The sequence below is a fragment of the Kutzneria sp. NPDC051319 genome, from assembly GCF_040682195.1.
Taxonomy (GTDB): Bacteria; Actinomycetota; Actinomycetes; order Mycobacteriales; family Pseudonocardiaceae; genus Kutzneria.
The window spans coordinates 50,313-74,814 of the sequence record NZ_JBFBAM010000018.1 but is presented as its reverse complement, the minus strand read 5'-3'; the positions used below and the strand labels follow the sequence as shown (position 1 = coordinate 74,814).

The 24,502-nt window shown below is 71.1% G+C and carries 24 protein-coding genes; 7 read left to right on the top strand and 17 right to left on the bottom strand.

Annotated elements, in window-relative coordinates; all coding sequences use genetic code 11:
- Positions 1 to 24: 24 nt before the first annotated feature.
- Positions 25 to 651: a DUF4142 domain-containing protein gene (locus tag AB0M73_RS20470; protein WP_363892546.1), complete on the top strand. Its 627-nt coding sequence runs from the start codon at positions 25 to 27 to the stop codon at positions 649 to 651.
- Here AB0M73_RS20470 and AB0M73_RS20465 read toward each other — a convergent pair.
- Positions 648 to 2,042 (bottom strand): chloride channel protein, encoded by a 1,395-nt coding sequence (locus tag AB0M73_RS20465; RefSeq protein ID WP_363892544.1) that lies wholly within the window; start codon positions 2,040 to 2,042, stop codon positions 648 to 650. The two genes, AB0M73_RS20470 and AB0M73_RS20465, sit on opposite strands and share 4 nt — an antisense overlap.
- A 269-nt stretch (positions 2,043 to 2,311) precedes the next feature.
- Here AB0M73_RS20465 and AB0M73_RS20460 point away from each other — a divergent pair, with 269 nt between their 5' ends.
- The gene (locus AB0M73_RS20460) at positions 2,312 to 2,443 is read left to right on the top strand and encodes a hypothetical protein (protein ID WP_363892542.1); all 132 of its coding nucleotides are present in this window, start codon (positions 2,312 to 2,314) and stop codon (positions 2,441 to 2,443) included.
- Positions 2,444 to 2,450: 7 nt separating this feature from the next.
- Here AB0M73_RS20460 and AB0M73_RS20455 read toward each other — a convergent pair whose 3' ends face one another.
- Complete coding sequence (locus AB0M73_RS20455; RefSeq protein WP_363892540.1) at positions 2,451 to 2,936, bottom strand: helix-turn-helix domain-containing protein; 486 nt, start codon at positions 2,934 to 2,936, stop codon at positions 2,451 to 2,453.
- Between the two features lie 56 nt (positions 2,937 to 2,992).
- Here AB0M73_RS20455 and def point away from each other — a divergent pair, with 56 nt between their 5' ends.
- Complete coding sequence (def, locus tag AB0M73_RS20450; RefSeq protein WP_363892538.1) at positions 2,993 to 3,535, top strand: peptide deformylase; 543 nt, start codon at positions 2,993 to 2,995, stop codon at positions 3,533 to 3,535.
- On the opposite strand, the gene AB0M73_RS20445 is transcribed toward def, so the two are convergent.
- The gene (locus tag AB0M73_RS20445; RefSeq protein ID WP_363892536.1) at positions 3,532 to 4,029 is read right to left on the bottom strand and encodes a methylated-DNA--[protein]-cysteine S-methyltransferase; all 498 of its coding nucleotides are present in this window, start codon (positions 4,027 to 4,029) and stop codon (positions 3,532 to 3,534) included. The two genes, def and AB0M73_RS20445, sit on opposite strands and share 4 nt — an antisense overlap.
- Complete coding sequence (locus AB0M73_RS20440) at positions 3,984 to 4,856, bottom strand: EamA family transporter (RefSeq protein WP_363892534.1); 873 nt, start codon at positions 4,854 to 4,856, stop codon at positions 3,984 to 3,986. Before AB0M73_RS20440 ends, AB0M73_RS20445 begins: the two co-directional genes overlap by 46 nt.
- A gap of 68 nt (positions 4,857 to 4,924) precedes the next feature.
- Between AB0M73_RS20440 and AB0M73_RS20435 the strand changes: the two genes are divergently transcribed.
- Positions 4,925 to 5,788, top strand: coding sequence for a LysR family transcriptional regulator (locus tag AB0M73_RS20435; RefSeq protein WP_363892532.1), 864 nt, complete (start codon positions 4,925 to 4,927; stop codon positions 5,786 to 5,788).
- Here AB0M73_RS20435 and AB0M73_RS20430 read toward each other — a convergent pair.
- On the bottom strand, positions 5,768 to 6,172 hold the full coding sequence (locus AB0M73_RS20430; RefSeq protein ID WP_363892530.1) for a hypothetical protein: 405 nt from the start codon (positions 6,170 to 6,172) through the stop codon (positions 5,768 to 5,770). The genes AB0M73_RS20435 and AB0M73_RS20430 overlap by 21 nt on opposite strands.
- Before the next feature lie 248 nt (positions 6,173 to 6,420).
- Here AB0M73_RS20430 and AB0M73_RS20425 point away from each other — a divergent pair, with 248 nt between their 5' ends.
- A complete protein-coding gene (locus AB0M73_RS20425; RefSeq protein WP_363892528.1) occupies positions 6,421 to 12,597 on the top strand; it encodes a type I polyketide synthase in 6,177 nt (2,058 codons plus the stop codon).
- A 5-nt stretch (positions 12,598 to 12,602) separates the two neighbouring features.
- Here AB0M73_RS20425 and AB0M73_RS20420 read toward each other — a convergent pair whose 3' ends face one another.
- From AB0M73_RS20420 to AB0M73_RS20400, 5 genes are read right to left on the bottom strand one after another with little or no spacing between them, the layout of a single operon-like run.
- The gene (locus AB0M73_RS20420; protein WP_363892526.1) at positions 12,603 to 13,343 is read right to left on the bottom strand and encodes a dienelactone hydrolase family protein; all 741 of its coding nucleotides are present in this window, start codon (positions 13,341 to 13,343) and stop codon (positions 12,603 to 12,605) included.
- Positions 13,344 to 13,390: 47 nt separating this feature from the next.
- A complete protein-coding gene (locus tag AB0M73_RS20415; protein ID WP_363892524.1) occupies positions 13,391 to 14,374 on the bottom strand; it encodes an NADPH:quinone reductase in 984 nt (327 codons plus the stop codon).
- A complete protein-coding gene (locus AB0M73_RS20410; protein WP_363892522.1) occupies positions 14,371 to 15,264 on the bottom strand; it encodes an alpha/beta fold hydrolase in 894 nt (297 codons plus the stop codon). The genes AB0M73_RS20415 and AB0M73_RS20410 overlap by 4 nt, the downstream gene beginning before the upstream one ends.
- A 56-nt stretch (positions 15,265 to 15,320) precedes the next feature.
- Entirely contained in the window at positions 15,321 to 16,232 is a 912-nt protein-coding gene (locus AB0M73_RS20405; protein WP_363892520.1) for a LysR family transcriptional regulator, read from the bottom strand.
- 37 nt (positions 16,233 to 16,269) lie between these two features.
- Complete coding sequence (locus AB0M73_RS20400; protein ID WP_363892518.1) at positions 16,270 to 17,184, bottom strand: NADP-dependent oxidoreductase; 915 nt, start codon at positions 17,182 to 17,184, stop codon at positions 16,270 to 16,272.
- Positions 17,185 to 17,348: 164 nt separating this feature from the next.
- Between AB0M73_RS20400 and AB0M73_RS20395 the strand changes: the two genes are divergently transcribed.
- On the top strand, positions 17,349 to 18,122 hold the full coding sequence (locus AB0M73_RS20395; protein ID WP_363892516.1) for a BTAD domain-containing putative transcriptional regulator: 774 nt from the start codon (positions 17,349 to 17,351) through the stop codon (positions 18,120 to 18,122).
- Between the two features lie 43 nt (positions 18,123 to 18,165).
- On the opposite strand, the gene AB0M73_RS20390 is transcribed toward AB0M73_RS20395, so the two are convergent.
- Positions 18,166 to 19,725 (bottom strand): beta-N-acetylhexosaminidase, encoded by a 1,560-nt coding sequence (locus AB0M73_RS20390; protein ID WP_363892514.1) that lies wholly within the window; start codon positions 19,723 to 19,725, stop codon positions 18,166 to 18,168.
- A 137-nt stretch (positions 19,726 to 19,862) separates the two neighbouring features.
- Here AB0M73_RS20390 and AB0M73_RS20385 point away from each other — a divergent pair, with 137 nt between their 5' ends.
- Positions 19,863 to 20,753, top strand: a complete 891-nt coding sequence (locus AB0M73_RS20385; RefSeq protein ID WP_363892512.1) for an alpha/beta hydrolase — start codon at positions 19,863 to 19,865, stop codon at positions 20,751 to 20,753.
- A 7-nt stretch (positions 20,754 to 20,760) separates the two neighbouring features.
- On the opposite strand, the gene AB0M73_RS20380 is transcribed toward AB0M73_RS20385, so the two are convergent.
- Genes AB0M73_RS20380 through AB0M73_RS20355 form a run of 6 tightly spaced genes read right to left on the bottom strand, consistent with a single transcriptional unit; the run spans position 20,761 to position 24,472 of the window.
- The gene (locus AB0M73_RS20380; RefSeq protein ID WP_363892510.1) at positions 20,761 to 21,561 is read right to left on the bottom strand and encodes an SAM-dependent methyltransferase; all 801 of its coding nucleotides are present in this window, start codon (positions 21,559 to 21,561) and stop codon (positions 20,761 to 20,763) included.
- A gap of 56 nt (positions 21,562 to 21,617) precedes the next feature.
- Entirely contained in the window at positions 21,618 to 21,749 is a 132-nt protein-coding gene (locus AB0M73_RS20375) for a hypothetical protein (protein WP_363892508.1), read from the bottom strand.
- Positions 21,725 to 22,069 (bottom strand): hypothetical protein, encoded by a 345-nt coding sequence (locus AB0M73_RS20370; protein WP_363892506.1) that lies wholly within the window; start codon positions 22,067 to 22,069, stop codon positions 21,725 to 21,727. Before AB0M73_RS20370 ends, AB0M73_RS20375 begins: the two co-directional genes overlap by 25 nt.
- 11 nt (positions 22,070 to 22,080) lie before the next feature.
- Positions 22,081 to 22,854 carry an SDR family oxidoreductase gene (locus AB0M73_RS20365; protein WP_363892504.1) on the bottom strand — a complete coding sequence of 258 codons (774 nt, stop codon included), beginning with the start codon at positions 22,852 to 22,854 and terminating at the stop codon, positions 22,081 to 22,083.
- Positions 22,855 to 22,856: 2 nt separating this feature from the next.
- Positions 22,857 to 23,279 carry a cupin domain-containing protein gene (locus AB0M73_RS20360; RefSeq protein WP_363892502.1) on the bottom strand — a complete coding sequence of 141 codons (423 nt, stop codon included), beginning with the start codon at positions 23,277 to 23,279 and terminating at the stop codon, positions 22,857 to 22,859.
- Positions 23,276 to 24,472, bottom strand: coding sequence for a PLP-dependent aminotransferase family protein (locus AB0M73_RS20355; protein ID WP_363892500.1), 1,197 nt, complete (start codon positions 24,470 to 24,472; stop codon positions 23,276 to 23,278). The genes AB0M73_RS20360 and AB0M73_RS20355 overlap by 4 nt, the downstream gene beginning before the upstream one ends.
- Between the last annotated feature and the right edge of the window lie 30 nt (positions 24,473 to 24,502).

The window sequence follows — 24,502 nt, the reverse complement described above, 5'->3', positions numbered from 1 at the left end:
ACGATCCATAGTGGAGCGTGGACGATGAGGGCACGGACGTTCCTGGGGGTGTGCGGTGCGGTGGCCGTGCTGACGACGGCGGGCTGCGGCAGCACGCAGCTGGGCGTGACGGCCGCAACCGCGCCCCAGCAGCAACAACAGCAACAACAGCCGCCGGCGGCGCAGCTGACCGACACCAAGTACGGGCCGCTCAGCGCGGCCGACATGAAGCTGATGAACCTGGTCCAGGAGACCAGCATCCGTGAGATCGAGCTGTCCCAGTGGGCCCTGCAGCGTTCGACGAACCAGCAGGTCAGGGCGTCCGCGCAGATGATCGTCACGCAGCACGTGGAACTACAGAAGGAGGACCTCGCCGCCGCGGCCAAGCTCGGCCTCACCCTGCCCGACCGGCCCGCCCCCGACATGCAGGTCGGCATCGACCGCATGCAGCAGGAGAACGGCAAGACCTTCGACGTCGACTACACCAACACCCTGCGGCAGGCCCACGGCGAGGCGTTCATCCTCATCGCCCAGGTGCGTGCCGACACCCGCAACTCCGTGGTCCGGCCGCTGGCCGACTCGGCCAACAACTTCATCAAGATGCACATGCAGGTGCTGGAGACGACCGGCGAGGTGGACTGGGGCCAGCTGCCCGTGCCCGACGCCTCCTAGGGCAGCAGCCGCTCCCGGTGGTGCTCTTCGTGCAGGTCACGACGCCGAGCGTGCAGCAGCTGGGCCAGCGTGATCACGCCCAGGCGGGTCGTCGGATCGTGTCGGTCGACCACCGGGGCGCTGGTCACGTAGCCCTCGGCCAGCTTGTTGGCCACCTCGCGCAGCGTCTCGTCCGGGTGCACGGTCACGCGGTCCGGCGTCGTGAGGTCCGGCTGCGCCTCGGGCGTCATCACCTCGTGCGCGAAGAACGTCTCCAGCGGATCGGTGGTGTACTCACGGGTGAGGTGCAGCCGGCGACGGGCGATCTTCTCCGTCAGCACGGATCGCTTGAGCAGCAACACCGACAGCGCGTAGGCCGACACCGACGCGACCACCAGCGGCAGCAGGTAGCTCCAGGCGTGGGTCAGCTCCAGCGTGAACACGATGCCGGTCAGCGGCGAACGCATCACGCCGCCGACCACCGCCGCCAGGCCGCACGTGGCCCAGAATCCCGGCGAGAACTGGGGCAGCAGGCCGCTTTCCGCCGCGCCGAGCGAGGCGCCGATCATGAACACCGGCGCGAGCACGCCGCCCGAGGTGCCCGAGCCCAGCGACAGCGACCAGATCGCCGTCTTCACCACCAGGATGCCGATGATCAGCGACTGCGTGGCGTGGCCGGTCAGCAGCTGGTCGATCACGTCGTAGCCGACGCCCAGCGCCCTCGGCTCGACCAGGCCGCCGAGGCCGATGACCAGGCCGCCCAGGGCCGGCCACCACATCCAGTGCACCGGCAGGCGGGCGAACAGGTCCTCCGCGAAGTACACCAGCGCCGTCGCGCCGATCGCCAGCAGGCCGCCGGTCAGGCCCGGGACCAGCGCCAACGCGTCGAACGCCGGTCCCGGTGCAGACGACGGCGCAGGCACTGCGAACACCGGGTCCGCGCCCAGCATGACACCTCGGCAGATCGTGCTCACCACCACCGCCGCGCCGACCGGGATCAGGCTGCGGGGCCGCCACTCGAACAGCAGCAGCTCCACCGCCAGCAGGATCGAGGCCAGCGGCGCGTTGAACGTCGCCGCCATGCCGCCCGCCGCGCCCGCCACCAGCAGCGTCTTTCGTTCGTCCGCCGACAGTTTCAGCATCTGGGCCAGGATCGAGCCCACCGCCCCGCCGGTCATGATGATCGGGCCCTCCGCGCCGAACGGCCCGCCCGTGCCGATGCTGATCGCCGCCGACACCGGCTTGAGCACCGCCACCCGCGGCGCCACCCGGCTGCCGCCGGTCAGGATCGCCTCGATCGCCTCCGGCATGCCGTGGCCGCGGATCTTCTCCGAGCCGTACCGGGCCATCAGCCCGATCACCAGGCCGCCCGCCACCGGCGCCGTCAGCACCAGCCACCAGGGGTGATGCACCGCCCCCCGGCGCCACCAGGTCCGTGGCCAGGCGTTGGTAGAACACCGCGTTGGTGATCAGGCCGATCAGCTTCAGCAGCACGTACGCCGCCCCCGCCGCCGCAGCCCCCACCACCAGCGCGATCCCCGTGATCACCAGCACCCACGGTCGGACGTGGAAGTCCCCGAGCCTGGCCACCGAATGTTGCATACAGTAACCATTGCCTAGTGCAACAGATTGCGTCAATTCCTGGTGGCGGAGCTCACGGGCCGCCCCCTGCCGTCCACGCATGCCCGAATTCGCCTGGGTGGAGCTGGACCCGGCCATCGCCCGTGAGCCGGCCGTCCGGGCCGTGACCGAGCTCAACCACGGCGTGCTCACCATGATGCTTCGCCGCGACGGCCGCACGGTTGACGGGTGAGGTCCGGTCAGTCCAGGTCGAGCATCGGGAAGAGGCGGGCGACGACGGCCACCGGGGCCGCGTCGGAGGGCCGGGCCGCCGGTTGGGTCTCGCGGTGGCGGAAGAGGGTGATCACCGAGCGGATGGCGTCCCCCATGGCCGCCATCTCCTCCGGCGTCAGGTAGACGACCTCGCTGAAGGCCTCGTCGTCGCGCCACTCCGCCGGGGCCTGGGCCCGGTTGTCGCGCCAGCGCTGGTAGCTCTCGTCCTCCAGCCGCCGATTCAGCTCCCCCAGCTCCGGCGACGGCTTCGGGCCGGTGGCCAGCCGCCACGGCCGGGCCCGCCCCGTCGTCCCCGGCACGTCCTCCACCAACCCCTGCTCGGCCAGCTTGCGCAGATGGAACGAGTACAGCCCGGTGTTGCCGCCCAGCTCCCTCGCCGCGTCCGTCGACGTCAGCTCCGCTCGCTCGCGCAGCAGCTCCAGCAGCGCTTCCCGCACCGGATGGTTCTCCATATTTGCAAACACTACACCCTTTGCAAACCCAGGGCCGCCGCCCTACTCTCGCCGCTATGACCGTGCTGCCCGTACGCCTGTTCGGCGACCCCGTGCTCACCCAGCCCGCCGCCCCCGTCACCGACTTCGACGCCGAGCTCCGCAAGCTCGTCCGGGACCTCCACCACACCCTCGACGCCCAGCACGGCACCGGCCTCGCCGCTCCCCAGCTGGGCATCGGCCGCCGGGTCTTCGTCTTCGACATGGGCGACACGCGCGGCCACCTCGTCAACCCCACCCTGGCCTTCCCCGACGAGCAGGAGCAGGACGGCCCCGAGGGCTGCCTGTCCATCCCCGGCCTCTACTTCGACACCGTCCGCCGCCTCAACGTCGTCGCCAAGGGCTACACCATGCACGGCGACCCTTTGCAAATAGTCGGTGCCGGCGACCTCGCCCGCTGCCTCCAGCACGAGACCGACCACCTCGACGGCGTCCTGTTCCTCGACCGCATGGACCCCCGACGCCGCCGCGCCGCCCTCCGCGAGATCCTCGCCGCCGACTGGAACACCCCGCCGAAGGTCAAGGTCTCCCCCCACACCGGCGCTTTCTGGCAGCGTTAGAACAGGCGGCCGAGGTCCTCGGCGGGCGGTTCCTCCAGGGAGAGCAGGAATCGCTTGCGGGACAGGCCGCCGGCGTAGCCGGTGAGGCGGCCGCCGGAGCCGACGACGCGGTGGCAGGGGACGATGATGCTGATGGGGTTCCAGCCGTTGGCGTTGCCGACGGCCTGGGCGCCGGCGGGGTCGCCGAGGGCGAGGGCGAGTTGGCCGTAGGTGCGGGTCTCGCCGTGGGGGATCTTGACGAGCTGGTCCCAGACGGCGAGTTCGAAGGCGGAGCCGCGGGGGGCGAGCTCTAGGTCGAAGGTGGTGCGGGCGCCGGCGAAGTACTCGCGGAGCTGGGTGATCGCCCCGGAGAAGCCGCTGGAGTCCGAGGGTCCCAAAGGGATCCGGGGAGTGCGGCTGTGGCCGTCGAAGTAGAGGCCGATGAGGGCGGCGCCGTCGGCGACGAGGGTCAGAGGTCCGACGGGCGAGTCCGTGATCGTGTGCCGAACGCCCATGGCCCCAGACTAGCGACGACCATGGCCCCGGCGATGACGGCGATGGCCGTCCAGTCGAGCCACGCGAGCCGCTGCCCGAGCACGACGAAGCCGACGAGGGCGGCCAGCACGGGATTGACGCTCATGAACAGGCCAAAGAACTGGGTGGGCACGCGGCGCAGGGCGAACAGGTCGACCAGGAAGGGAATGGCCGACGACAGCACGCCGGCGGTCAGGGCCTCGCCCACCGAGTAGGCGGTCGGCGGGTGCAGAAAGAGAACCACCACGCCGATGGGCACGTACACGATGGCCGACACGAGGGCCGCGGCGGCGGATCCCTGGGCGCCGGGCAGGCGCTGGCCGACGGTGCGGTTCAACAGGATGTAGCACGCCCAGCAGGCGGCGGCGAGCAACGCCAGCCCGATGCCGAGGTAGTCGGTGCTGGCCTGGGGGCGAGCGAGCACCACGGCCGCGGGGGCCGCCACCAAGGCGCACCCCACGTCGACCAGACGACGCGAGCCGGCCAGCGCGATGGCCACTGGACCGAGGAACTCCAGCGTCACCGCGAGACCGAGGCCGATGCGGTCGATCGCGGTGTACAGGGAGAGGTTCATCGTGGCGAACACGAGCGCCAACGCCAGCACGGGCCGCCACTCATAGGCGGTGAAGGACCGTAATCGCGGACGGCCGGCGGCCAGCAGCACGGCACCGGCCACCCACTGCCGCACCGCGACCACGCCGGCCGGCCCGATCACGGGAAACGCCAGCGCCGCCGTCGCGGCCCCGACCTGGCTGGACAGCGCGCCGCCCAGCATCATCGCCATGCCCCCGACCCGTTCAGTCGCCATGGCTGGAGCCTGCGCCGCGCCGACGCATACGCAAAATGCATCTGACACGCCATCTATACGATAAACGCATGGATCTCGAACTGCGTCAGCTCCGCTGCCTGGTCGCGATCGTGGACACCGGCACGTTCACCGACGCCGCGATCGAGCTGGGCGTGTCCCAGGCGGCGGTGTCCCGCACGCTGTCCGCGCTGGAACACGTGCTCGGCGCGCGCCTGCTGCACCGCACCAGCCGCTCCATCACGCCGACGACCGCGGGCGTGCAGGTGCTGGCCCGCGCCCGGCAGCTGCTGGCCGAGGCCGACAACCTGGTCCGCGAGGCCACGACCGGCCACACCCGGCTGCGCATCGGCCACGCCTGGTCGGCGATCGGCCGGCACACCGCCGAGTTCCAACGCCGCTGGGCGGTCCGCCATCCCGGCGTGGAGCTGCTGTTCGTCCGCACGAACACGACGACCGGCGGCCTGGCCGAGGGCCTGTGCGACCTGGCCGTCGTCCGCACGCCGATCGACACCCAGCGCTATTCGCACGTGCAGGTCGGCAGCGAACCCCGCTACTGCGTGATGGCCGCCGACGACCCGTGGGCCAAGCGGCGGTCGATCACCCTGGCCGAGATCGCCGAACGCGTGCTGATGATCGACCGCCGCACCGGCACCACCACCGCCGACCTGTGGCCGCCGGACAAGCAGCCGAAGCTGGTGCCGACCAACGACGTGGACGACTGGCTGGCGGCTATCGCGGCCGGGCGCTGCGTCGGCATCACGCCGCAGGCCACGGTCACCCAGTACCGCCGGGACGGGATCGTCTACCGCCGCGTGCGTGACGCGCCGCCGGTCCCGGTGCACCTGATCTGGCGCCGCCACGACCCGCATCCCGCCACGCACGCGGCGATCGCCCTGCTCACGGAGCTGTACTCACCACGAACCGCACACTGACGAGGCCGACCGGGCGGCGGAGACGACGGCGCTCCACGGCGGCGCGCACTCCCCGAACACGGGCCGCTGCAACCATCGGCGCTCCGCCGAGTCGCCGGGCAGCGGCACCACGGTGCCGACGGGCAGGTAGCCGACCTGGATCCGCACCAGGTCGGCCCAGGTGGCCGTGCGCAGCTGGGTCCTCGCCTGCGTGATGAAGATCCACTCACGCTGCCGCCCGATCGACAGGATGATCGGGGCCCGCAGCAGGCAGCGGGTCAGAATGCCGTTCACCTCGGCCGCGAAGCCGGCGCGCATGATCAACGCGTCGGCGCTCTCGCCGACGACGATGTGGTCGCCGGCGAACAGTTGTGCCTCGGAACCGGTGTTGGCCAGAGCGGTCATGACTGCCTCTCCCTACGAGCAGGTTTGGGCTACCGCGTTGGTCGAGGATGCGCGCGAGGGGCGTGATCGTCGAACGCCGCGCGGGAGCGCGACCGGGACTCCACTTGAGCACTCCACGGGTGCTGGGTTTGGTCGGACCGGCAAAAGATAGGCGCACGCGGGCAATCCGTTCGTCCCCAGCACACCAGTGCGCGGGGAATCCCTTGAAACGCCGCGACTTGGCGGCGGTCATCGGGTAGACCTGTGTGGTGGGGAGCGAGATTCGGGAAGACCTGCTCAGGCCGCTGTTGACGTCTCTGAGCAGCCATGATGCCGATCGGCCGGCGTACAGCGACGGCCGCCGCACCGTCACCTACGGCCAACTGCGTGGCACCGGGTGCCTCGATGTCGACCGCGGCGACCGGGTCCTGATCCACATCGGGAACCGCGTCGAATTCGTCGAACACCTGCTGGCGACGCTGCGGGCGGCGGCGATCGCGGTCCCGGTGAGCGTGCGCGCGACGGAAGACGAACTCGCACACATAGCACGGGATTCCGGGGCGACGTTGATCGTCACCGAGGCCCGGAACGCACATCTGGTGCGGGGCCTGGACTTGCGCACGGTGATCGTCGAGGACGGCCCGGCCTGGCGCGAGCCACGCGAGGAGCCGGCCCTGGACGACCCGTCGTGGCTGCTCTACACGTCCGGCACGACCGGTCGTCCCAAAGGCGTGCTGACCACGCAGCGAGCGATGTTGTGGTCGACCGCGGCCTGCTACGCCCCGACGTTCGGTCTGTCCGAACAGGACACCATCGTCTGGCCGCTGCCACTGCATCACGCCTACGGGCTCTCGCTCGCCGTCGTCGGTTCGATCACGGTCGGCGCCCACACCAGGATCGTCGACGGCGACCTGGAACAGGTTCTCGCTCACCACCCCGGCTGCGTGCTGGCCGGCGTGCCCACGACATATCTCCAGTTCCGGGGCGCCGGGTCGCCGCGGCTGTGCCTGACCACCGGGGCATCCTGCACGCCGGCCGCACGCGCTGCCGCACAAGAGTTGTTCGGCGCGCCGCTGCTGGACGGCTACGGCAGCACGGAGACCGGCGGCAAGATCGCCGTGCAGCGTCCGGGCGAGGACGCGCTGTCTCCGTTGCCCGGCGTGGACGTCCGGATCGTCGGCGGCGAGATCCAGGTGCGCAGCCCCGGCCTGATGCTCGGCTACCACGGCCGCCCGACGGACTCCATTGTAGACGGTTGGTATCGCACCGGCGACGCCGGCCGGTCGGAAGACGGGAAGCTGACGGTCGAGGGCCGGATCGACGACGTGATCATCAACGGTGGGCAGAACGTGCACCCGCTGGAGATCGAGGCGGTGCTGCTGGAGTCGCCGTCGGTGCTGGACGCGCTGGTGGTCGGCCGGGCCGACGACATGGTCGGCCAGGTTCCGGTCGCGCACATCGTGCCGGCCCACGGCGCCTTCGACGCCGAGGAGCTGCGGCAGTTCTGCCTGCGTCGACTGTCGCTGCACAAGGTGCCGGTAGCGTTCGAGCTCGCCGACGAGATTCCCCGCACGGCCTCGGGCAAACCTTTGCGCCGCAAGTTCACCGCCAGATCCTCCTCCACCGCAACGACATCGGACCTGGTCGCGGCGGTGCGGGCCGAGGTCGTGGCGCTGTGCGGCCACGACGGCGGCGACCGGTGGCGCGACCGGACGTTCACCGATCTCGGGCTGACGTCGATCGCCAGTGTCCAATTGCGACACCGGGTCGCCGCGATCACCGGGGTCACGCTGCCCCATTCGCTCGTGTACGACTTTCCGACGCCGGGCGGGGTGATCGCCGAGGTCGAACGGCTCCGGGCGGGCCGGGTGACGCCGGAACCCGTCCGAACACAACCGGTCGACGACGAGCCGATCGCCATCGTGGCGATGGCATGCCGCTATCCGGGCGGCGTCCGGTCGCCGGGGGATCTGTGGCGGCTGGTGGCCGACGGTGTCGACGCCACCGGCGACTTCCCCACCGACCGCGGCTGGGATCTCACCGCCCTCTACGACCCGGATCCGGACCACATCGGCGGTTCCACCACCCAGCGCGGCGGTTTCCTCCACGACGCCGCCGATTTCGACGCCGACATGTTCCGGATCTCGCCACGCGAGGCGCTCGCCACCGATCCCCAGCAGCGGCTGCTGTTGGAGACGTCGTGGGAGCTGTTCGAGCGCGCCGGCATCGACACCACGCAGCTGCGCGGCAGCGACACGGGTGTGTTCGTCGGCGTGATGAACGAGGACTACGCGAGCCGGTTCGAGTCGCACGAACTCGAAGCGCGGCTGGGCATCGGCTCGTCGCACGCGGTCGCCTCGGGTCGGATCTCCTACACTTTCGACTTCCACGGGCCGGCGGTCACCGTCGACACCGCATGCTCGTCTTCGCTGGTGGCACTGCACTGGGCGGCCCGGGCGCTGCGTTCCGGCGAGTGCTCGCTCGCGGTTGCCGGCGGCGCGACGGTGATGGCGACGCCCCGCACGTTCCTGGCGTTCAGCCGCCAACGTGGTCTGTCCCCCGATGGTCGCTGCCGCTCCTATGCGGCGGGCGCCGACGGCACCGCATGGTCCGAGGGCGTCGGAATCGTTCTGCTTGAACGCCTTTCGGACGCCCGGCGCAACGGTCACCCGGTGCTGGCGCTGCTGCGAGGTTCGGCCGTGAACTCCGACGGGGCATCGAACGGCCTGACGGCGCCGAGCGGCCGGGCCCAGCGTGCCGTGATCCACTCGGCCCTCGCCGACGGCGGACTGTCCACCGTGGACATCGATGCCGTGGACGGCCACGGCACCGCCACGCCGCTGGGTGATCCGATCGAGGCCGAGGCACTGATCGCCACCTACGGACAGCGCCGGGACCGCCCGCTGTGGCTCGGCTCCGTGAAGTCCAACCTCGGCCACACCCAGGCCGCGGCCGGTGTCGCCGGCGTGATCAAGATGGTGGAGGCCCTGCGCCACCAGCAGCTTCCGCCGTCGCTGTTCGCCGACGACCCGAGCCCACGGGTCGATTGGTCCGCCGGCCAGGTGTCCCTGTTGGCCGAGCCGCAGCCGTGGCCCGCCGGCCGTCGGATCCGGAGGGCCGGCGTGTCCTCGTTCGGCATCGGCGGCACCAACGCCCACGTGATCATCGAAGAGGCGCCGGCGGCCGAGATCCCGCCCCGCACCGAGTTCCCGCCGGCTCCCTGGCTGCTCAGCTCGGCCGACGAGAACGCGTTGCCAGCCGTCGCGGCCGGCCTTCTCGACGCCCCCGATGACATCGACACCGCCTACACGCTCGCCACCCGCACCGCGTTGCCGCATCGGGCGATGGCCGCCGACATCGCGGCGCTGAGGGCCGTAGCCGCGGGTCGAACCGGCGGGCAGACCGTGCGCGCCGGGGCGAAGGTTGCCTTCATGTTCAGCGGCCAGGGCGCTCAACGGGCGGGCATGGGCCGAGAACTGTCGCGGCTGTTCCCGGTTTTCCAGAAGTCCTTCGACGAGACGTGTGCCCCCGAGGTGCGCGAGGCGGCGTTCAGCGGGGATCTGCTGGACCGCACCGACAACGCACAGGCCGCGCTGTTCGCGTTCGAGGTGGCGATGGCGCGGCTGCTGGAGTCCTGGGGCGTGCGCCCGGACTTCCTCGTCGGTCATTCCATCGGCGAGATCGCCGCGGCTCACATAGCGGGCGTGCTCTCGCTCGACGACGCGATGACGTTGGTGACGGCCCGCGGCCGGTTGATGGCGGCGCTGCCGCCGGGCGGCGTGATGATCGCCGTCGACGCGACCGAGGCGGACATCGCCCCGCTGCTGGACGGCCAGGTGTCCATCGCCGCGATCAACGGCCCGAGGTCGTTGGTGCTGTCCGGTGGCGAAGCGGCGGTGCGGGCCGTCGCCGACACCTGCCGGCGCAGCACCCGGCTCCCGGTCAGCCATGCCTTCCACTCCCGACTCATCGAACCGATGTTGGAGGAATTCCGTGCTGTAGCGGAGAAACTGACCTACAACCGGCCGGAGATCCGGCTGATCTCCACTCTCACCGGCCGTGCGATGGAGATCATCGACGCCGATCACTGGGTACGCCACGCCCGTCACACCGTCCGTTTCGCCGACGCCCTGGCCACCCTGAGCCCTGATACCTCCATCTTCCTCGAAGTCGGCCCGGACGCCGTGCTCAGCCGCGCCACCACCCCGGCGATCTCGACCACCCACTCCGGTGCCGGCCTCCTCAACGCCCTCGGCGCACTGCACACCGCCGGCATCGCCGTCGACTGGCGCGCGGTCTTCCGCGGCAGCGGTGCGCGTCTCACGGACCTGCCCACCTATCCGTTCCAGCGCACCCGCTACTGGCTGGACCCACGACCGCCCGCCACAACCACGGCCCTGCTCGGCCCCGCCATGAAGGCCCCGGACTCGCCGCGAATCGTGCACGGCGGCGCGATCGGCCTGCGCACTCACCCCTGGCTCGCCGATCACGTCGTCGGCGGCGAAAACATCGTCCCAGCCACGATGTTCGTCGAGATCGCGCTCCAGGCCGGCCAAGCCGTCGAGGAGCTCGCCATCGAGCGGCCGCTGCCCGTGCGGGACGAGATCCAGCTCCAGGTGGTCATCGACGAACGGCGCATCGACATCTACGCCCTGGCCGACACCGAGTGGATCCGCCACGCCTCGGGCCGCCTCAAACGCCCGGAACCGGCCTCCCGGCAGCACGAATGGCCGCCCGTCGGCGCCGCCGAGATCGACATCGCCTACGACCTGCTCGGCTACGGCCCGGCCTTTCAAGCGGTGACAAGACTCTGGCGACGCGGCGACGAGATCTTCGCCGAGGTCGAGGCCGACGCCTTCCCCGTCGTGCTCGACGCCGCCGTGCACGCGATGGCCCTCGCCGAAGGCCCGGCCGCGCCCAGGGTTCCGTTCCTCTGGACCGGCATAGACCGTTATGCGACCAGCAGTCGGGCCCGGGTCAGCCTGGTGAGATCCGGTCCCGACAGCATCCGTGCGGAGCTCCACGACGAAGCCGGTGAGCCGATCGCGGCCGTGGCGTCCATGCTCACGCGGCCGCTCCCCGCACCTCAGTCCATGCTCTACCGTCCACACTGGACCGAGGTGCCGCGGACACCCGGCGACGCCAAGGTGGTCGAGATTCCTGCCGGCGACCTGAGATCGACTACCACGAAGGCGTTGGCAGAGCTGCACGACTGGCAGCACACCGGCGAGAAGCTCGTGCTCGTCACGAGAAACGCCACTGGTTCCGATCCCGATCTCGCCGCCGCGGCGGCCTACGGAGTCGGAGTCTCCGCCGCGGCCGAGCACCCCGAGCGGATCATCGTCGTCGACCTGGACCCGGACTTCCCGCTCGACCGCGTCCCCGGCCTCGTCGGCGGCAGCCTCGAACCACAACTGTCCGTGCGCGACGGCGTCCCCCACGCCCTTCGCGTCACCCGAGCGGTCCCCTCGACGAAACGCCCCATCGACCCCGCCGGCACGGTCCTGATCACCGGCGGAGCCGGCGCGATCGGCATCCTCATCGCACGGCATCTCGTGGCCGAGCACGGCGTCAAGCATCTGGTGCTGACCAGCCGAAACCCCGGCCCCGTCGACCTCGACGCCAAGATCGTCGCCGGCGACATCGCCGACGGTGCCTTCGTCGACGACCTGATCCGGCAGTGCGATCCCCCGCTGACCGCCGTGATCCACTCCGCCGCCGTGCTCGACGACGGCGTCCTCGCCGCCCAGACACCGTCCCGAATGGACACTGTCCTGCGCCCGAAAGCGGACGGCGCATGGGTTCTACACGAGGCCACCAAGCACCTGCCGCTCTCCGCCTTCGTGCTGTTCTCCTCGGTCGCCGGCGTCTTCGGCAAGGCCGGGCAGGCCAACTACGCCGCCGCCAATCGCTACCTCGACGCGCTCGCCCACCACCGCCATGCCCTCGGCCTGCCCGCGATCTCCCTGGCCTGGGGCCTCTGGGACGCCGGCCTCGGCAACCAGATCTCCGACCTCGCCCGCCGCCGCATCGCCGCCGCCGGCATCGCCGGGCTCACCGCCGAACAGGGGCTCGCCCTCTTCGACGCCGCCCTCGGCTCCGACGAGCCCGTGCTCGTCCCCGTCCGCTTCGACGGCGCCGCCGATCTTCCCGCCCTCGCCGGACGCCGCCCCACGACCGCCGCTCGCTGGCCGCGACGCCCGTCCGAGGACGAGCTCAAAGCCTTGCTACGCCAGGAACTCGCCGCCGTCCTCGGCCACCCCGACCCCGACCGGATCCCCGACGACAAGCCCTTTCCCGACCTCGGCTTCGACTCCCTCACCGTGGTCGAGATCCGCGGCCGCCTGGCCGCGCTGACCGGTCTCGACCTGCCCGCCACCCTGCTGTTCGACCGGCCGACCGTGGTGGATCTCGCCGCGCACCTGCACGGCGAGATCCACCGCTGATCAGCTCAACGGGTGCGCTCCAGCAGCGCGAACAGGTTCTCCCAGTGGCGCTGCTCGCCGGCCGCGTTGTAGGCGGCGGTGTCGGTCATGGTGAAGCCGTGCTCGGCGCCCTCGTAGACCTCGGACGTGTAGGTGACGCCGGCCTCGTCGAGGGCGGCCTCCAGCACCTTGATCTGGTCGGCGTCCATGGAGTGGTCGTGGTCGGCGTGTCCGAAGTAGACCTCGCCGGTGATGTTGCCGACGGCCAGGTGCGGGCTGTCGGGTTGGTCGGTGGCCAAGCGGCCGCCGTGGAAGGAGGCGATGGCCTTGACCCGGTCGGGCAGGGCCTCGATCACTCGCAGGGCGTTGGTGCCGCCCATGCAGTAGCCGGTGATCACGACGGGACCGGCCTCGACGCCGTCCTGCGCGGCCAGGAAGTCGAGGTACCTGGTGGCGTCGCTGCTGATCACGTCCGGCGTGAGGGCGGCGATCAGCGGCATGATCTGGCCGAACAGGGCGCCGCGCTTGTCGGGGTCGGCCAGGTCCGACAGGTCGAACAGGGGCGCCCGGCCGCCGCGGTGCAGCAGGTTGGGGGCGAGCACGGCGTATCCACGGGCGGCGATGGCGTCGGCCATCTCCTCGATCCGGGGCCGCAGCCCGAAGGCGTCCATGAACAGCAGGACCCCGGGGCCGCCGCCGTCCGGCACCACCAGGTAGGAATCGGCGACGCCGTCCTCGGTCGGCACGTCCACCATGCCCTTGCGCATGTGCTGTCACTCCACTCGCGGATCGGCGAAAACGTTGTGCGTTCAACCTACCGCTGGCAGAGGAGGACCTTGCCGACCGCTTCCCCGCTTTCCACCAACCGGTGCGCGGCGGCGATCCCGGTGAGCGGGAACCGGGCGGCGATCGGATGCGTGAGCACGGCGTCGGTCAGCATCCGGTTCACGTGCTCGGCGGCGGCCGACAAGGCCGGCGCGGGCATGGTGAAGACCTGCACGGCGCGAATTGTGACGTTTCGGCGCATCAACGGGTAGAACGGGAGCGCCGGCTCGGTCACCGCGTCGGATCCGTAGGCGACGATCGTCCCGTTCGTCGCGATCACCGCCGACGTCAACGGGAGATTGGCCCCGAACGCGACATCCACCACCCGCTGCACGCCCCCGCCGGACAGGGCCAGGATCTCGGCCGCGGCGTCCTCGGACCGGTAGTCGACGACGTGGTCGGCGCCGGCGGCCAGCGCCGCCTTCTGCTTCTCCGGGGTGCTGGCGGTGGCCAACACCGTTGCACCGCCGTGCTTTGCCAGCTCGATCGCGTAGTGGGCGACCGCGCCGGCCCCGCCGGTGATGAGCATGGTCTTGCCCGCCACCGGCCCGTCGACGAAGACTGCGCGATGCGCCGTCAAAGCCGGCACGCCCAGGCAGGCCCCGTCCTCGAACGAGGTCGAGTCGGGCAGGGCGACCGCCCGGTCCGACGGCACGACCACGTACTCGGCCGACGTCCCGAACGGACGGCCCTGGCCGGCGCAGTGCAGCCAGACCCGGGCCCCGAGCCGTGAATACGGGACCCGCGGCCCGATCCGGTCGATCACGCCGGCGCCATCGTCCCCGGGTATCACCCGGGCGCTGGTCATAGCCCGGCCGCCTGACCCGGCTCTCCGCTTCACGTCGACCGGGTTGACGCCGGTGGCGTGCAGCCGGACCCGCACCTCGCCGATCCCCGGCTCGGGATCGGGAAGTTCTCCCACGACGAGCACGTCATCGGCGGCGCCGACGCGGTCATACCAGGCCGCCCTCATCTCCAGAACTCCGCGAGGGCCGCGGCGACCAGGCCGGGCTGCTCCAGCGGCTGCATGTGCGGCGTGCCGGGCAGGACCCGGAAGTGCGAGCCGGGGATCCGCTCCGCGATGCCCCGCATGATCTCCGGGGTCGTCGAGACGTCGGCCTCGCCGGCGAGCACGAGCGTCGGCACCCCCAGGGACGCCAACTTCCCTTGCACGTCAAGGCTTTTGAACGCGCGCCAGGCGGCCGCCCAGTCGGTGGTGTTGCCGCCGAGCACGCGTTCCCGGGCGTACTGCACGCTCTCGCCGTTGACGGCGAGGGCATCCGCGGTGAACCACCGCGTGAGCGACGGCGCGACCTGGGCCGCCATGCCGTCGTTCTCGCCGGACGACGCCCGCCCCTCGAAGGCGTCGAACGGGAAGTCCGTGGTCGCCAGCAGCGCCAGCGACGCGAACCGCTCCGGCGCGAGCACCGCCGCCGTCTGGGCGATGCCGCCGCCGAAGGAGAGGCCGACGACGTGGGCCCGCTCGACGCCGATCGCGTCCAGCACGCCGATCAGATCCCGGGCGGTGTCGGCCATCGTGTAGGGACTCGGCGACCCCGTGGCCGAGCCGTGTCCCCGCACGTCGTAGGCGAACACGCGACGGCCGACGGCGAGGGCGTCCATGACCGGCTCCCACATCTGCCGGTCGAGGCCGAGCGCGTGCACGAGCAGGACGGCCGGCCCGGTGTCGCCGCGCTGCGCCACCACGGACTCGTGGTCGGCCAGTCGAACGCGGTGCAGCTGGGCCGGCGGATGGGCGTCGACCATCGTCACGGTCTCGAGCTGGCGGGGGAAGCCGGTGTCGAGCGACATCCGTTTGGCCAGGCCGAGCACACGTGCGTCGGCCAGCGAGGTGACGGTCATGACGGCAACGATCGTCCGTTGATCGTCATATGTCCAAGACCTGAAAAAGCTGATGGTCAGTCGTCGTAGATATCACCGTCGAGCGTCAGGTCGGGGTGCCCGACCATGAAGTCGATCAACGTGGCCAGCGCCGGCGCCGGACGGCGCGCGCCCGACCAGGCCAGCGACGGCGTCCACACCGGCTCCGGGGTCAGCTCCACCACCTGCACCGGCGGCCCGATGGTCCGGGCCACCGAATCCGGCATGATCGCCGCCGCCAGCCCGACGTTCACCAGGGCACGGGCCGTGGTGTAGTCGCGGGTCTCGAACCGCACACGAGGCTCCGCCCCGGCCGCGGCCAGCGCGCCGGCGATGATCTCCCCGACCGCCGAGCCCGGCGGATACTTGATCAGGTCGACGCCGTCGAGCTCGCCGACCTTCATCCGCTGCCGCCGGGCCAGCGGCGTCATCACGCCGGTGATCAACACCAGCGGCTCCGCGCCGAGCGGATGCGACATCAGGGTCCGGTCGCCGGGCGGCGGCGGGGCCGCCAGCGTCACCACGTCCAGCCGGCCGGCGTGCAGCCCGGCCAGCATCTCGTTGGTGTTCTGCTCCTGGAGCTCGATCTCCACCGCCGGGTACGTGGCCGAGAACGCCGCGAACACCCGGGCCAGCCGGGCCGTCAGCCCGCGGGCCATGCCCAGGCGGATGCGTCCCCGCACGCCGCCGGCCCAGCCCAGCATCTCCTGCTCGACTGCGACCAGGTCGGACAGCACGCGCTCGGTGTGCGCCAGCAGCGCCTCGCCGGCCGGCGTCAGCGCGACCTTGTGGTTGTTGCGGTCGAACAGCTCCAGGCCCAGCTGCCGCTCCAGCTTGCGGATCTGCTGCGACAGCGCCGGCTGGGCGATCCGCAGCGCCTCGGCGGCCCGGGTGAAGTGCAGTTCCCGGGCCACCGCCTGGAAGTACTCCAGCTGACGCGAACTGATCATAAGCCGAGTGTCTCACCACTCGGCTCGGTCAGACAGTTCAGACCAGCAGCACGAGCTTGCCGCGGACGTGTCCCTCTTCGCTCTCGTCCTGCGCCTCGGCCGCCTCCTCCAGCGGATACGTCGCCACCGACAGCTTCAGCTTGCCCTCCGCGGCCAGGGCCACGCCCTCGGCCAGCGCGCCCGGCACCTGCTCGTCCGGGCTGCCCGTGGTGAAGTGCACGCCGAAGTCGCCGGCGTTGTTGTCGGCGATGGTGATCACCCGCTCGGGGCCGCCGGTCAGCTCGATCAGCGCCGGCAGCCCGCCCCGCCCCGACGCGTCGAGCGCGGCGTCGACCTGGCCGAGGGCGTCCACCCGGTCCATCAGCCCGTCCCCGTAGAGCACGGGCTTGACGCCCAGCGACCGCAGGTACTGGTGGTTGCGCTCGCTCGCGGTCCCGATCACCGTCACGCCACGGGCCACGGCGATCTGGGCGGCGACGGTGCCGACGGTGCCGGCCGCGCCGTCGATCAACAGCGTCTCCCCCGGCTCCAGCTTGAGCAGCGCCAACGCCCGGTAGGCGGTGGTCACGCCGGTGTTCAGCGCGGCCGCCTCGGCCCAGGACAGCCCGGCCGGCTTGGCCACCAGGTTGTCGGCCGAGGCCAGCGCCACCTCCGCGTACGAGCCGGACGCGGCGCCCAGCACCTCGTCGCCCACTGCGAACGCCGTCACCCCGGGCCCGACCGCCTCGACCACGCCCGCGACGTCTGATCCCGGGACGGCCGGGAACGAGCCCGGCATCGACGGCCCGAACAGGCCCCGCCGCACTTTCCAGTCGAACGGGTTAACCCCGGCGGCCCGCACCGCCAGCCGAACCTGCCCTCGGCCCGGCTCCGGAACCGGGCGCTCCCCCAGCGTGAGAACCGAGGAATCGCCGTGCTCGCGGTACTCGACGGCCCGATAAGTGTTCGACATCGACGTTCGTCCCTTCCGACAACCGACCTGCTCAGGCCAACCCTGCCGGTGTCGGGCTTGTTCCGCGAGTGTTCGGCGTTTGTCGTTCAGCGTGTCGTCGCCGACACCGAACTTGCCGCCGGCGACTACTCCTTGCCTCGTCGGACCGAGGTGGGGAGCGGATCGTGGACGATGGGCAGTTCGGCAGATCGCTGCGGCGGCGTCGACAGACGGCCGGATTGACGCAGCGGGAGCTCGCGGTGCGGGCGGGGGTCAGCGTGCGGGCGCTGCGTTACTGGGAGAACGGCAAGATCGACACGCCGCGCATGGCGTCGCGGCAGCAGATCCAACAGGTGCTGGACGGCGCCCCGGCGCCGGCCACCGAGACCGTGCGGATCGGCGTGCTCGGCGCGCTGACCGTGCGGGGCCGCCACCGCGAACTGGGCCTGCTCCGGCCCAAGGCCGCGGCGCTGCTGGCGGTCATGGCGCTCCAGCCCAACCAGCAAGTCGGCCGGGACGAGGTGGTCCACACGCTGTGGGGTGACGCGCCACCGGCCTCGTACCTCCGGCTGCTGCGCGGGCACGCCGACGCCGTGCGGCGCATGCTCGGCCAGACGCCGTGGCTGTCGTCAGTCGGCAAGGGCGACGGCTACCTGCTCACGGTCGCTCGCGACCAGCTCGACGTGTTGGAGTTCAAGGCCCTCGCCGCCCACGCCCGGGCCACCCGCGGCATGGGCGACTTGGCGCGGGCGTACGAGCTGTACAAGGCGAGCCTCGACTGCTGGCGCGGCACGCCGCTGCTCGGCTTCCACACGCGGCTGCGCCATCACCCGGCGGCCGTGGCGCTCGCGAACCAGCGCGTGAGCGTGGCCATGGAGTATGCCGACCTCGGTCGCCGGATCGGACGACACACCGAGGTCGACGCCCGGCTGCAGCACTGGGCGCCGTTCAGCGCCTGACCACCGGGGCGGTGGGGCGACCGAGCCGCCCCACCGCTCGACGTCACCAGGGGACGTCGGGTGACCGGAAGTACTTGACGCCCATGACGTCCCACCGCGGCCCTTGCGCCGCCAGCCTGGTGCGGTAGGCGTCCCAGGAGTGCGTCCGCTGGGCCGACCACCCGATCTCCGCCACGCCGGGCAGCCGCGGGAAGGCCATGAACTGCACGTCGTCCCAGGTCGGGAACACGTCGGTCCACAGCGGCGCCTCCACGCCGGCGACGTCGTCGGCGACGCCGGGCACGAAGGTCGCCGGATCCCAGTCGTAGGAGTCCTGCACGCTGCTGTAGCCGGCCCAGTCCTGGCCGATGGGCGTGTTGGCGTCGTACTTCATGTCCAGGTAGACCTTGTCGGCCGGCGAGAGCACCAGCTTGTTGCCCCGCGCCTGCGCGACCTTGGCCAGCGCCTCGTCGTCGGTCGATCCGGCCGTCCCCCAGTAGTCGGCGAGCGCGGATCCGGCGAGGTCGCCCGCCTCGACCTGGTGCCAACCCATCAGCTTCTTGCCGTGCGCGGTGACGATCGCCTGCAGCCGGTTCACGAAGTGCTTGTAGTCGGCCGCGCTGGTGTTCACGGCCTCGTCGCCGCCGATGTCGATGTAGTCGCCGGGCGTGATCGCCGCCAGTTCGCCGATCACGTCGTCGAGCCACTTGTAGGTGATCTCCAGCGGCACGCACAGCGAGCTCCAGCCGGGGTTGAGCAGCGGCGGCGCGACGCCGTCGCAGTTCAGCGGCGCGTACGAGGCCAGCGCCGCCGTCACGTGCCCCGGCGTGTCGATCTCCGGCACGATGGTGACGTGTCGGCTGGCCGCGTAGCGGACGATCTCGCTGTAGTCGTCCTGCGTGTAGAAGCCCCCCGGTCCGCGCGAGGCGTCCGTGCTGCCGCCGTAGCGGGCCAGCCGCGGCCAGGACTTGATGTCGATGCGCCAGCCGTCGTTGTCGCTCAGGTGCAGGTGCAGCGTGTTCATCTTGTACAGGGACATCAGGTCGATGTACTGCTCGACCTGCGGCACCGGGAAGAAGTGCCTTGCCACGTCGAGCATCGCGCCGCGCCAGGCGTACCGGGGCGTGTCCCTGACCGTCACCCCGGCGACCGTCCACGGTCCACTCTGGACGGTCTTGGCCTCCACCTTGGCCGGCAGCAGCTGCCTCAGCGTCTGCACGCCGTAGAACAGGCCCGCGCTCGCGTTGGCCGACACCTCGACGCCCACCGGCGTCACCGTGAGCCGGTAGCCCTCGCTGCCGAGGCTCGACGGGCCGCCCAGAGTCAGCCGGATGTCGCCCGGCAGGCCGATGTCTCCCGGCAAACTGATGGTCGTCACCGGCAGCCGGAATCCCGTCGCCGGCCGCAGCAGGCCGGCCAGGTACTGCCCCGTCGCCGCCGCGCCCGCCGGGGCCACGATGTGGGCCGTCGACTTCAGCGTGAACACCTGGCCCGGCAGCGTCACCACCGAGGAGGGCTCAGGCACCAGCCGCACCGCCGCCGCCTGCGGTGTTGCCGTGGCCACCGGCGCGAACAGCAGCGCGGCCAGGCAGGACACCGTCAGGCACAGGAGTTTTCGGGTCATCTCCGACCACCGATCTCGCAAGGATTCGCCGAACGGTCGCAGGCTATCGGCGTGATCGATTCACCGGAACCCGCCGACCGACGGAATGTGGGAGCGCTCTCCCTCGACCACCCCGCGACCGGCCGTATCCTGGGCTCATGACGTCGTCGCTGGCCAGATGGGGCGGGACGGGCCGGTACGCGGACATCGACGGCCCCGTCCACTATGTGGACTTCGGCGGGCCGGCCGACGGTGTGCCAATGGTGATGGTGCACGGGCTGGGCGGCTCGCACCTGGATTTCAGCCTGCTCGCGCCCAGAATGACCGGCCGCTTTCGCGTCCTGGCGCCGGATCTGCTCGGTCACGGCCTGACGGCCCCGGACCACCGCAGGTCCACCATCGCCGCCAACACCGACCTGATCGACCGCTTCATCCGCACCCTCGCCGACCGTCCCGTGGTGCTCGTCGGCAACTCCATGGGCGGTCTGATCGCCGCCCGCCAGGCCGCCCAGCACCCCGAGACCGTGGCCCGGCTCGTCCTCGTCGACCCCGCGCTGCCCCTTGTCCCGCGCTCCCGCCCGGACGTCGCCGCCGCCATGATCTTCGGCCGCCTCGCGCTGCCCCTGGGCCGCCCCATCCTCGCCCTCCGCCGCCGCACCCGCACCGCTCGGCAGCAGGTCCGCGAGGCTTACGACCGTTGTTGCGTCGACCCTTCACGCGTGCCGGAGAGCCTCATCGTCGCCTTGGTCGAGCTCATCGAGCACCGCGAAAGCCTCCCCGGCATCGACGACGCCTTCCTCGCCTCGGCCCGCACCCTCCTGGACATCAACAACGCCCGCCGGGCCGCGTGGGCCGCCCTCGGCGACATCGTCGCCCCCGTGCTGTTGATCCACGGCGAGCAGGACCGCCTCGTGTCGGTGGGATCCGCGCGTGAGGCGGCACGACGGCTTCCACAGTGGACGGTCGACGTGCTGCCCGGGTTGGGACACCTGCCGCAGATCGAGGCGCCGGATCGTGTGGCGTCACGGATTCACAACTGGGTCGGGTGATCTGGCCTCAGTGCAGTAGGCCCAGGCCCGCGACGGCGCGGCTGCCGACGGCCTCGTCGTCGGAGACGGGCTTCTCGGGGCGCCACACGGCGGTGAAGACCACGCCGGGATCGACCACGTCGTAGCCGGCGAAGAACGCGGCGACCTGGTCGGGGCTGCGCAGGTTCAGGGGATGGGTGCTCCTGGTGTACATGTCGACGGCCTCGGCGACGGCTCCGGGCCAGTAGTCGAAGGACAAACTGTGCGCCAGGGCAAGGTAACTGCCGGACACGCAAGCGTCGCGGTACGAGGCGACCACCCGGCCGGGATCGTCGGAGTCGCGGATGAAAGGCAGCACCTGGAGCATCAGCACGGCGAGGGGCTGGGAGAAGTCCAACAGCCGCAGGGTTTCCGGGTGACTCAAGATGGAGTCATGGTCACGGACGTCGGCGTGGATCACGGCGGCGTAAGGGTTTCCGGCCAGCAGGCGCTGCGACTGGGCGACGGCGACGGGCTCGTGGTCGACGTAGACGACGCGGTTGCCGGGATCGACGGCCTGGGCCACCTCGTGCACGTTGCCGACGGTGGGAATGCCCGAACCCAGATCGAGGAACTGGGTGATGCCGGCGTCGGCGGCCAGGAAGCGGACGACCCGCTGGAGGAACTCGCGGTTGCGGATGGCGAACTCGCGGGTCTCGGGCAGGATCGCCAGCACGCGGTCGGCGGCCTCCCGGTCCACGGCGAAGTTGTGGGCGCCGCCCAGGTAGTAGTCGTACATGCGGGCCGGATTGGGGCGGCTGACGTCCACGGACTCGTCGAAATCGGGCATGAACACCATTCTGGATCACCGGGGCGCGCCCGACCAGACGCGCCCCGGTGACCGTTTCAGTTGGTGGCGGACTTGTCGTGCGGGACGGTCGTCCGGCTCAGGCCGTCCAGGGCCGCGCGCACGCCGTTGGCCACGGCGTCGGCGCTGGTACCGTTGCCGCCGGTCAATCCGCCAACCGGGTCCGCCACTCGGCGAGGGTCGCGTAATCGTCGAGAGTGAGGCCGACGCGCGGATCAACCCTGTGCAGGAGCGCGTCTCCGCCATGACGTGCGGAAACCCAGGCACGGTCGGCCGATCCAAGCTCGTCGTCCACCCAGGCGAAGGGATGGCCGGCCGCGTACGCCACGAGAAACGGCGTCTTCCAGTGCACGCCGGGGAATTCGGCAGGATCGTCGTCGGGCCACTCGACAACCGGCAGTGGCGGCAGGCCGAGCAGGGGCGCGATCAGATCATTGGCGTCGGACAGCCATGTGGTAGCCCAGACGAGTTCGCACGACAGTGCGGACACGGGCCGGGCACCTACACATACTTGCCCATGCCGCCGGCCACGTCGATGACGGCGCCGGTGATGTAACCGGCGCGAGAGCCGGCGAGGAAGGCGACCAGGCCGGAGACCTCGTCCACGCGGCCGAAGCGAGCAAGGGGGACCTCGGCGGCGGCGAGGCCGTCAAGGAACTCGGCGCGGTCCTGGGCGGGGGCGCGGCGGGCGTGGATGTTGCCCCACTGCGGGGTGTCGACGAAGCCGATGTTGACGCTGTTGACCAGGATGCCGTCGGCGCCGAACTCCTGGGCGAGCACCTTGTTCAGGTTGACGCAGGCGGCGCGGACGACGGTGGTGGAGAAGAACGCGGGATCGGGCTGCTTGGCGTAGACGGAGTTGACGTTGATCACGCGCGGCGACGAGTTGGCCCGCAGGTGCGGCAGGGCGGCCCGGAAGCAGCGGATCTGCGAGAAGAGCTTGACGTCGAGGTCGGCCCGCCAGTCCTCGTCACGCAGCGTCTCGAAGTTGCCGGGATGGGCCCGGCCGGCGTTGTTCACCAGGATGTCCACGCCGCCAAGGGAATCGGCGGCTGCATCCACAAAGGACTGTACGGCGTCGGCGTCCGTGACGTCGCAGACCTGATGGAAGACGTTGCCGCCCAAGGAGGCGGCGGCCGAGGCCAGTTCCTCGGCGTTGCGGGAGCAGATGGCCACGGCGGAGCCCTCGGCGATCAGCTCGGCGGCGACGGCCAGCCCGATGCCCTTGGAGCCGCCGGTGACGATCGCCCGGCGGCCGGAAAGACCCAGATCCACGCTCAGTCCTCGACCTTCGAACCCTCGACCTGCGTGGCGGCGTAGTCGACCAGGGTCGACCGCGGCGGCGTGAACACGTCGATCTCCTTGCAGGTGGTGTCCAGCGTCCTCGCGCCGTGCGGCACCCACGGCGGCACGACCGCGACATCGCCGGCCCGCATGGTCCGGGTGTCGCCGTCGATGGTGAACTCGAACTCGCCCTCGGTGACGATGACGATCTGCTCCTCGGCGTGGCTGTGCATCGGCGCCTCGGTGTTCGGCTCGTACGAGGCGAAGTTGAGCAGCAGGCTCTCGCCGAGCACGGGCTGGAAGTCCAGGCCCGGCACCAGGGTCATCGCCTTGATGGCGTTCACGTCCACGAACCGCCCGGGCGCGGTCGGGGTGCCGCCGCCCTCGGTGCTGAAATGCTCTGAGCTGGTGGTCATGGCCTCTCCCGGATGGATCGGACGGCGGCGGCCAGCCGGACGACGCCCTCCTCGATGTCGGATTCGCTGACCCTGCTGTAGGACAACCGAAGGTGCTCGTTGTCGCGCCCCGCGGGGAAGAAGCCCGCGCCCGGCACGAAGGCGACCTTGCTCTCCCGGGCCGTGTCGGCCAGCGCCATGGTGTCGACGCCGGGCACGCGCAGCCAGCTGAAGAAGCCGCCCTGCGGCACGGTCCACGTGCCCAGGCCGTCGAAATGCTGTGCCAGGGCACCGATCAGCACATCGGCCCGCCGCTGATAGAGCGCGCGGGCGAGCGGCAGGTGCTCGTCGAGGTGCCCGCCGCGCAGGTACTCCTCCACCATCCGCTGCCCCAACGCCCCGGCGCACTGGTCCGAGTTCTGCTTGGCAACGCACAGCTGCGCGATGATCGCCGCCGGCCCGGCCGCCCAGCCCAGCCGCACGCCGGGGAAGAACACCTTGGAGAAGGTGCCGATCTGCACGACCACGTCCGGCCCGAGCGACCACAGGCTGGGCCGTGGCTCGTCGTCGAAGCCGAGCTGGCTGTAGGCCACGTCCTCGATGATCAGAACCCCGTGCCGCCGGCACAGCTCGACCAGCGCCGTCCGCCGCTCGACGGACATGGTGCGGCCGCTGGGGTTCTGGAAGTCGGGAATGGTGTAGACGACCTTCGGCGGCGTCGGCAGCTCGCGCAGCAGCACGGCCAGCGCGTCCACGTCGAGGCCGTCCGCGTCCAGCGGGACGCCGCGAAGCGTCGGATCGAAGGCCATGAAGCCGGAGAGGGCCCCGAGGTAGCTGGGTTCCTCGACGACCACCACGTCACCGGGGTCGAGCAAGCTCTTGGCTATCAAGGAGATCGCGTCGATGCCGCCGCTGGTGATCATCAACTCGGCCTCGCCCGGCCGCCGCCCGTCGGTCACGGCCACCCGGTCGGCGACCGCCGCGCGGACGCTGGCGATGCCCTCGCTGGCCGCGTACTGCAGCGCCACCGCGGCGTCGTTGTCGATCAGCTTGTGGGCGATGTCGCCGACCACGTCCGTGGGGAACAGCGACGGATCCGGGAAGCCGCCGGTGAAGTTGATCAGGTCCCGCGCGCCGGCCAGCGCGAGAATGCCGCCGATGAGGTCCGGCGTGGTGCTGGTGCGCCGCGCCAGCCGTGTGGTCCAGTCGATCACGTAACCACCCCGCCTTGACATGTCCTTACG

Coding starts and splice junctions, on each gene's coding strand:
- AB0M73_RS20400 (WP_363892518.1), bottom strand. CDS start 17,184: ATGTCGAACACTTATCGGGCCGTCGAGTACCGCGAGCACGGCGATTCC.
- AB0M73_RS20440 (WP_363892534.1), bottom strand. CDS start 4,856: ATGGCGACTGAACGGGTCGGGGGCATGGCGATGATGCTGGGCGGCGCG.
- AB0M73_RS20415 (WP_363892524.1), bottom strand. CDS start 14,374: ATGAGGGCGGCCTGGTATGACCGCGTCGGCGCCGCCGATGACGTGCTC.
- AB0M73_RS20445 (WP_363892536.1), bottom strand. CDS start 4,029: ATGGGCGTTCGGCACACGATCACGGACTCGCCCGTCGGACCTCTGACC.
- AB0M73_RS20380 (WP_363892510.1), bottom strand. CDS start 21,561: ATGCCCGATTTCGACGAGTCCGTGGACGTCAGCCGCCCCAATCCGGCC.
- AB0M73_RS20430 (WP_363892530.1), bottom strand. CDS start 6,172: ATGACCGCTCTGGCCAACACCGGTTCCGAGGCACAACTGTTCGCCGGC.
- AB0M73_RS20460 (WP_363892542.1), top strand. CDS start 2,312: ATGCCCGAATTCGCCTGGGTGGAGCTGGACCCGGCCATCGCCCGTGAG.
- AB0M73_RS20455 (WP_363892540.1), bottom strand. CDS start 2,936: ATGGAGAACCATCCGGTGCGGGAAGCGCTGCTGGAGCTGCTGCGCGAG.
- AB0M73_RS20385 (WP_363892512.1), top strand. CDS start 19,863: ATGACGTCGTCGCTGGCCAGATGGGGCGGGACGGGCCGGTACGCGGAC.
- AB0M73_RS20360 (WP_363892502.1), bottom strand. CDS start 23,279: ATGACCACCAGCTCAGAGCATTTCAGCACCGAGGGCGGCGGCACCCCG.
- AB0M73_RS20410 (WP_363892522.1), bottom strand. CDS start 15,264: ATGACCGTCACCTCGCTGGCCGACGCACGTGTGCTCGGCCTGGCCAAA.
- AB0M73_RS20420 (WP_363892526.1), bottom strand. CDS start 13,343: ATGCGCAAGGGCATGGTGGACGTGCCGACCGAGGACGGCGTCGCCGAT.
- AB0M73_RS20390 (WP_363892514.1), bottom strand. CDS start 19,725: ATGACCCGAAAACTCCTGTGCCTGACGGTGTCCTGCCTGGCCGCGCTG.
- AB0M73_RS20470 (WP_363892546.1), top strand. CDS start 25: ATGAGGGCACGGACGTTCCTGGGGGTGTGCGGTGCGGTGGCCGTGCTG.
- def (WP_363892538.1), top strand. CDS start 2,993: ATGACCGTGCTGCCCGTACGCCTGTTCGGCGACCCCGTGCTCACCCAG.
- AB0M73_RS20435 (WP_363892532.1), top strand. CDS start 4,925: ATGGATCTCGAACTGCGTCAGCTCCGCTGCCTGGTCGCGATCGTGGAC.
- AB0M73_RS20405 (WP_363892520.1), bottom strand. CDS start 16,232: ATGATCAGTTCGCGTCAGCTGGAGTACTTCCAGGCGGTGGCCCGGGAA.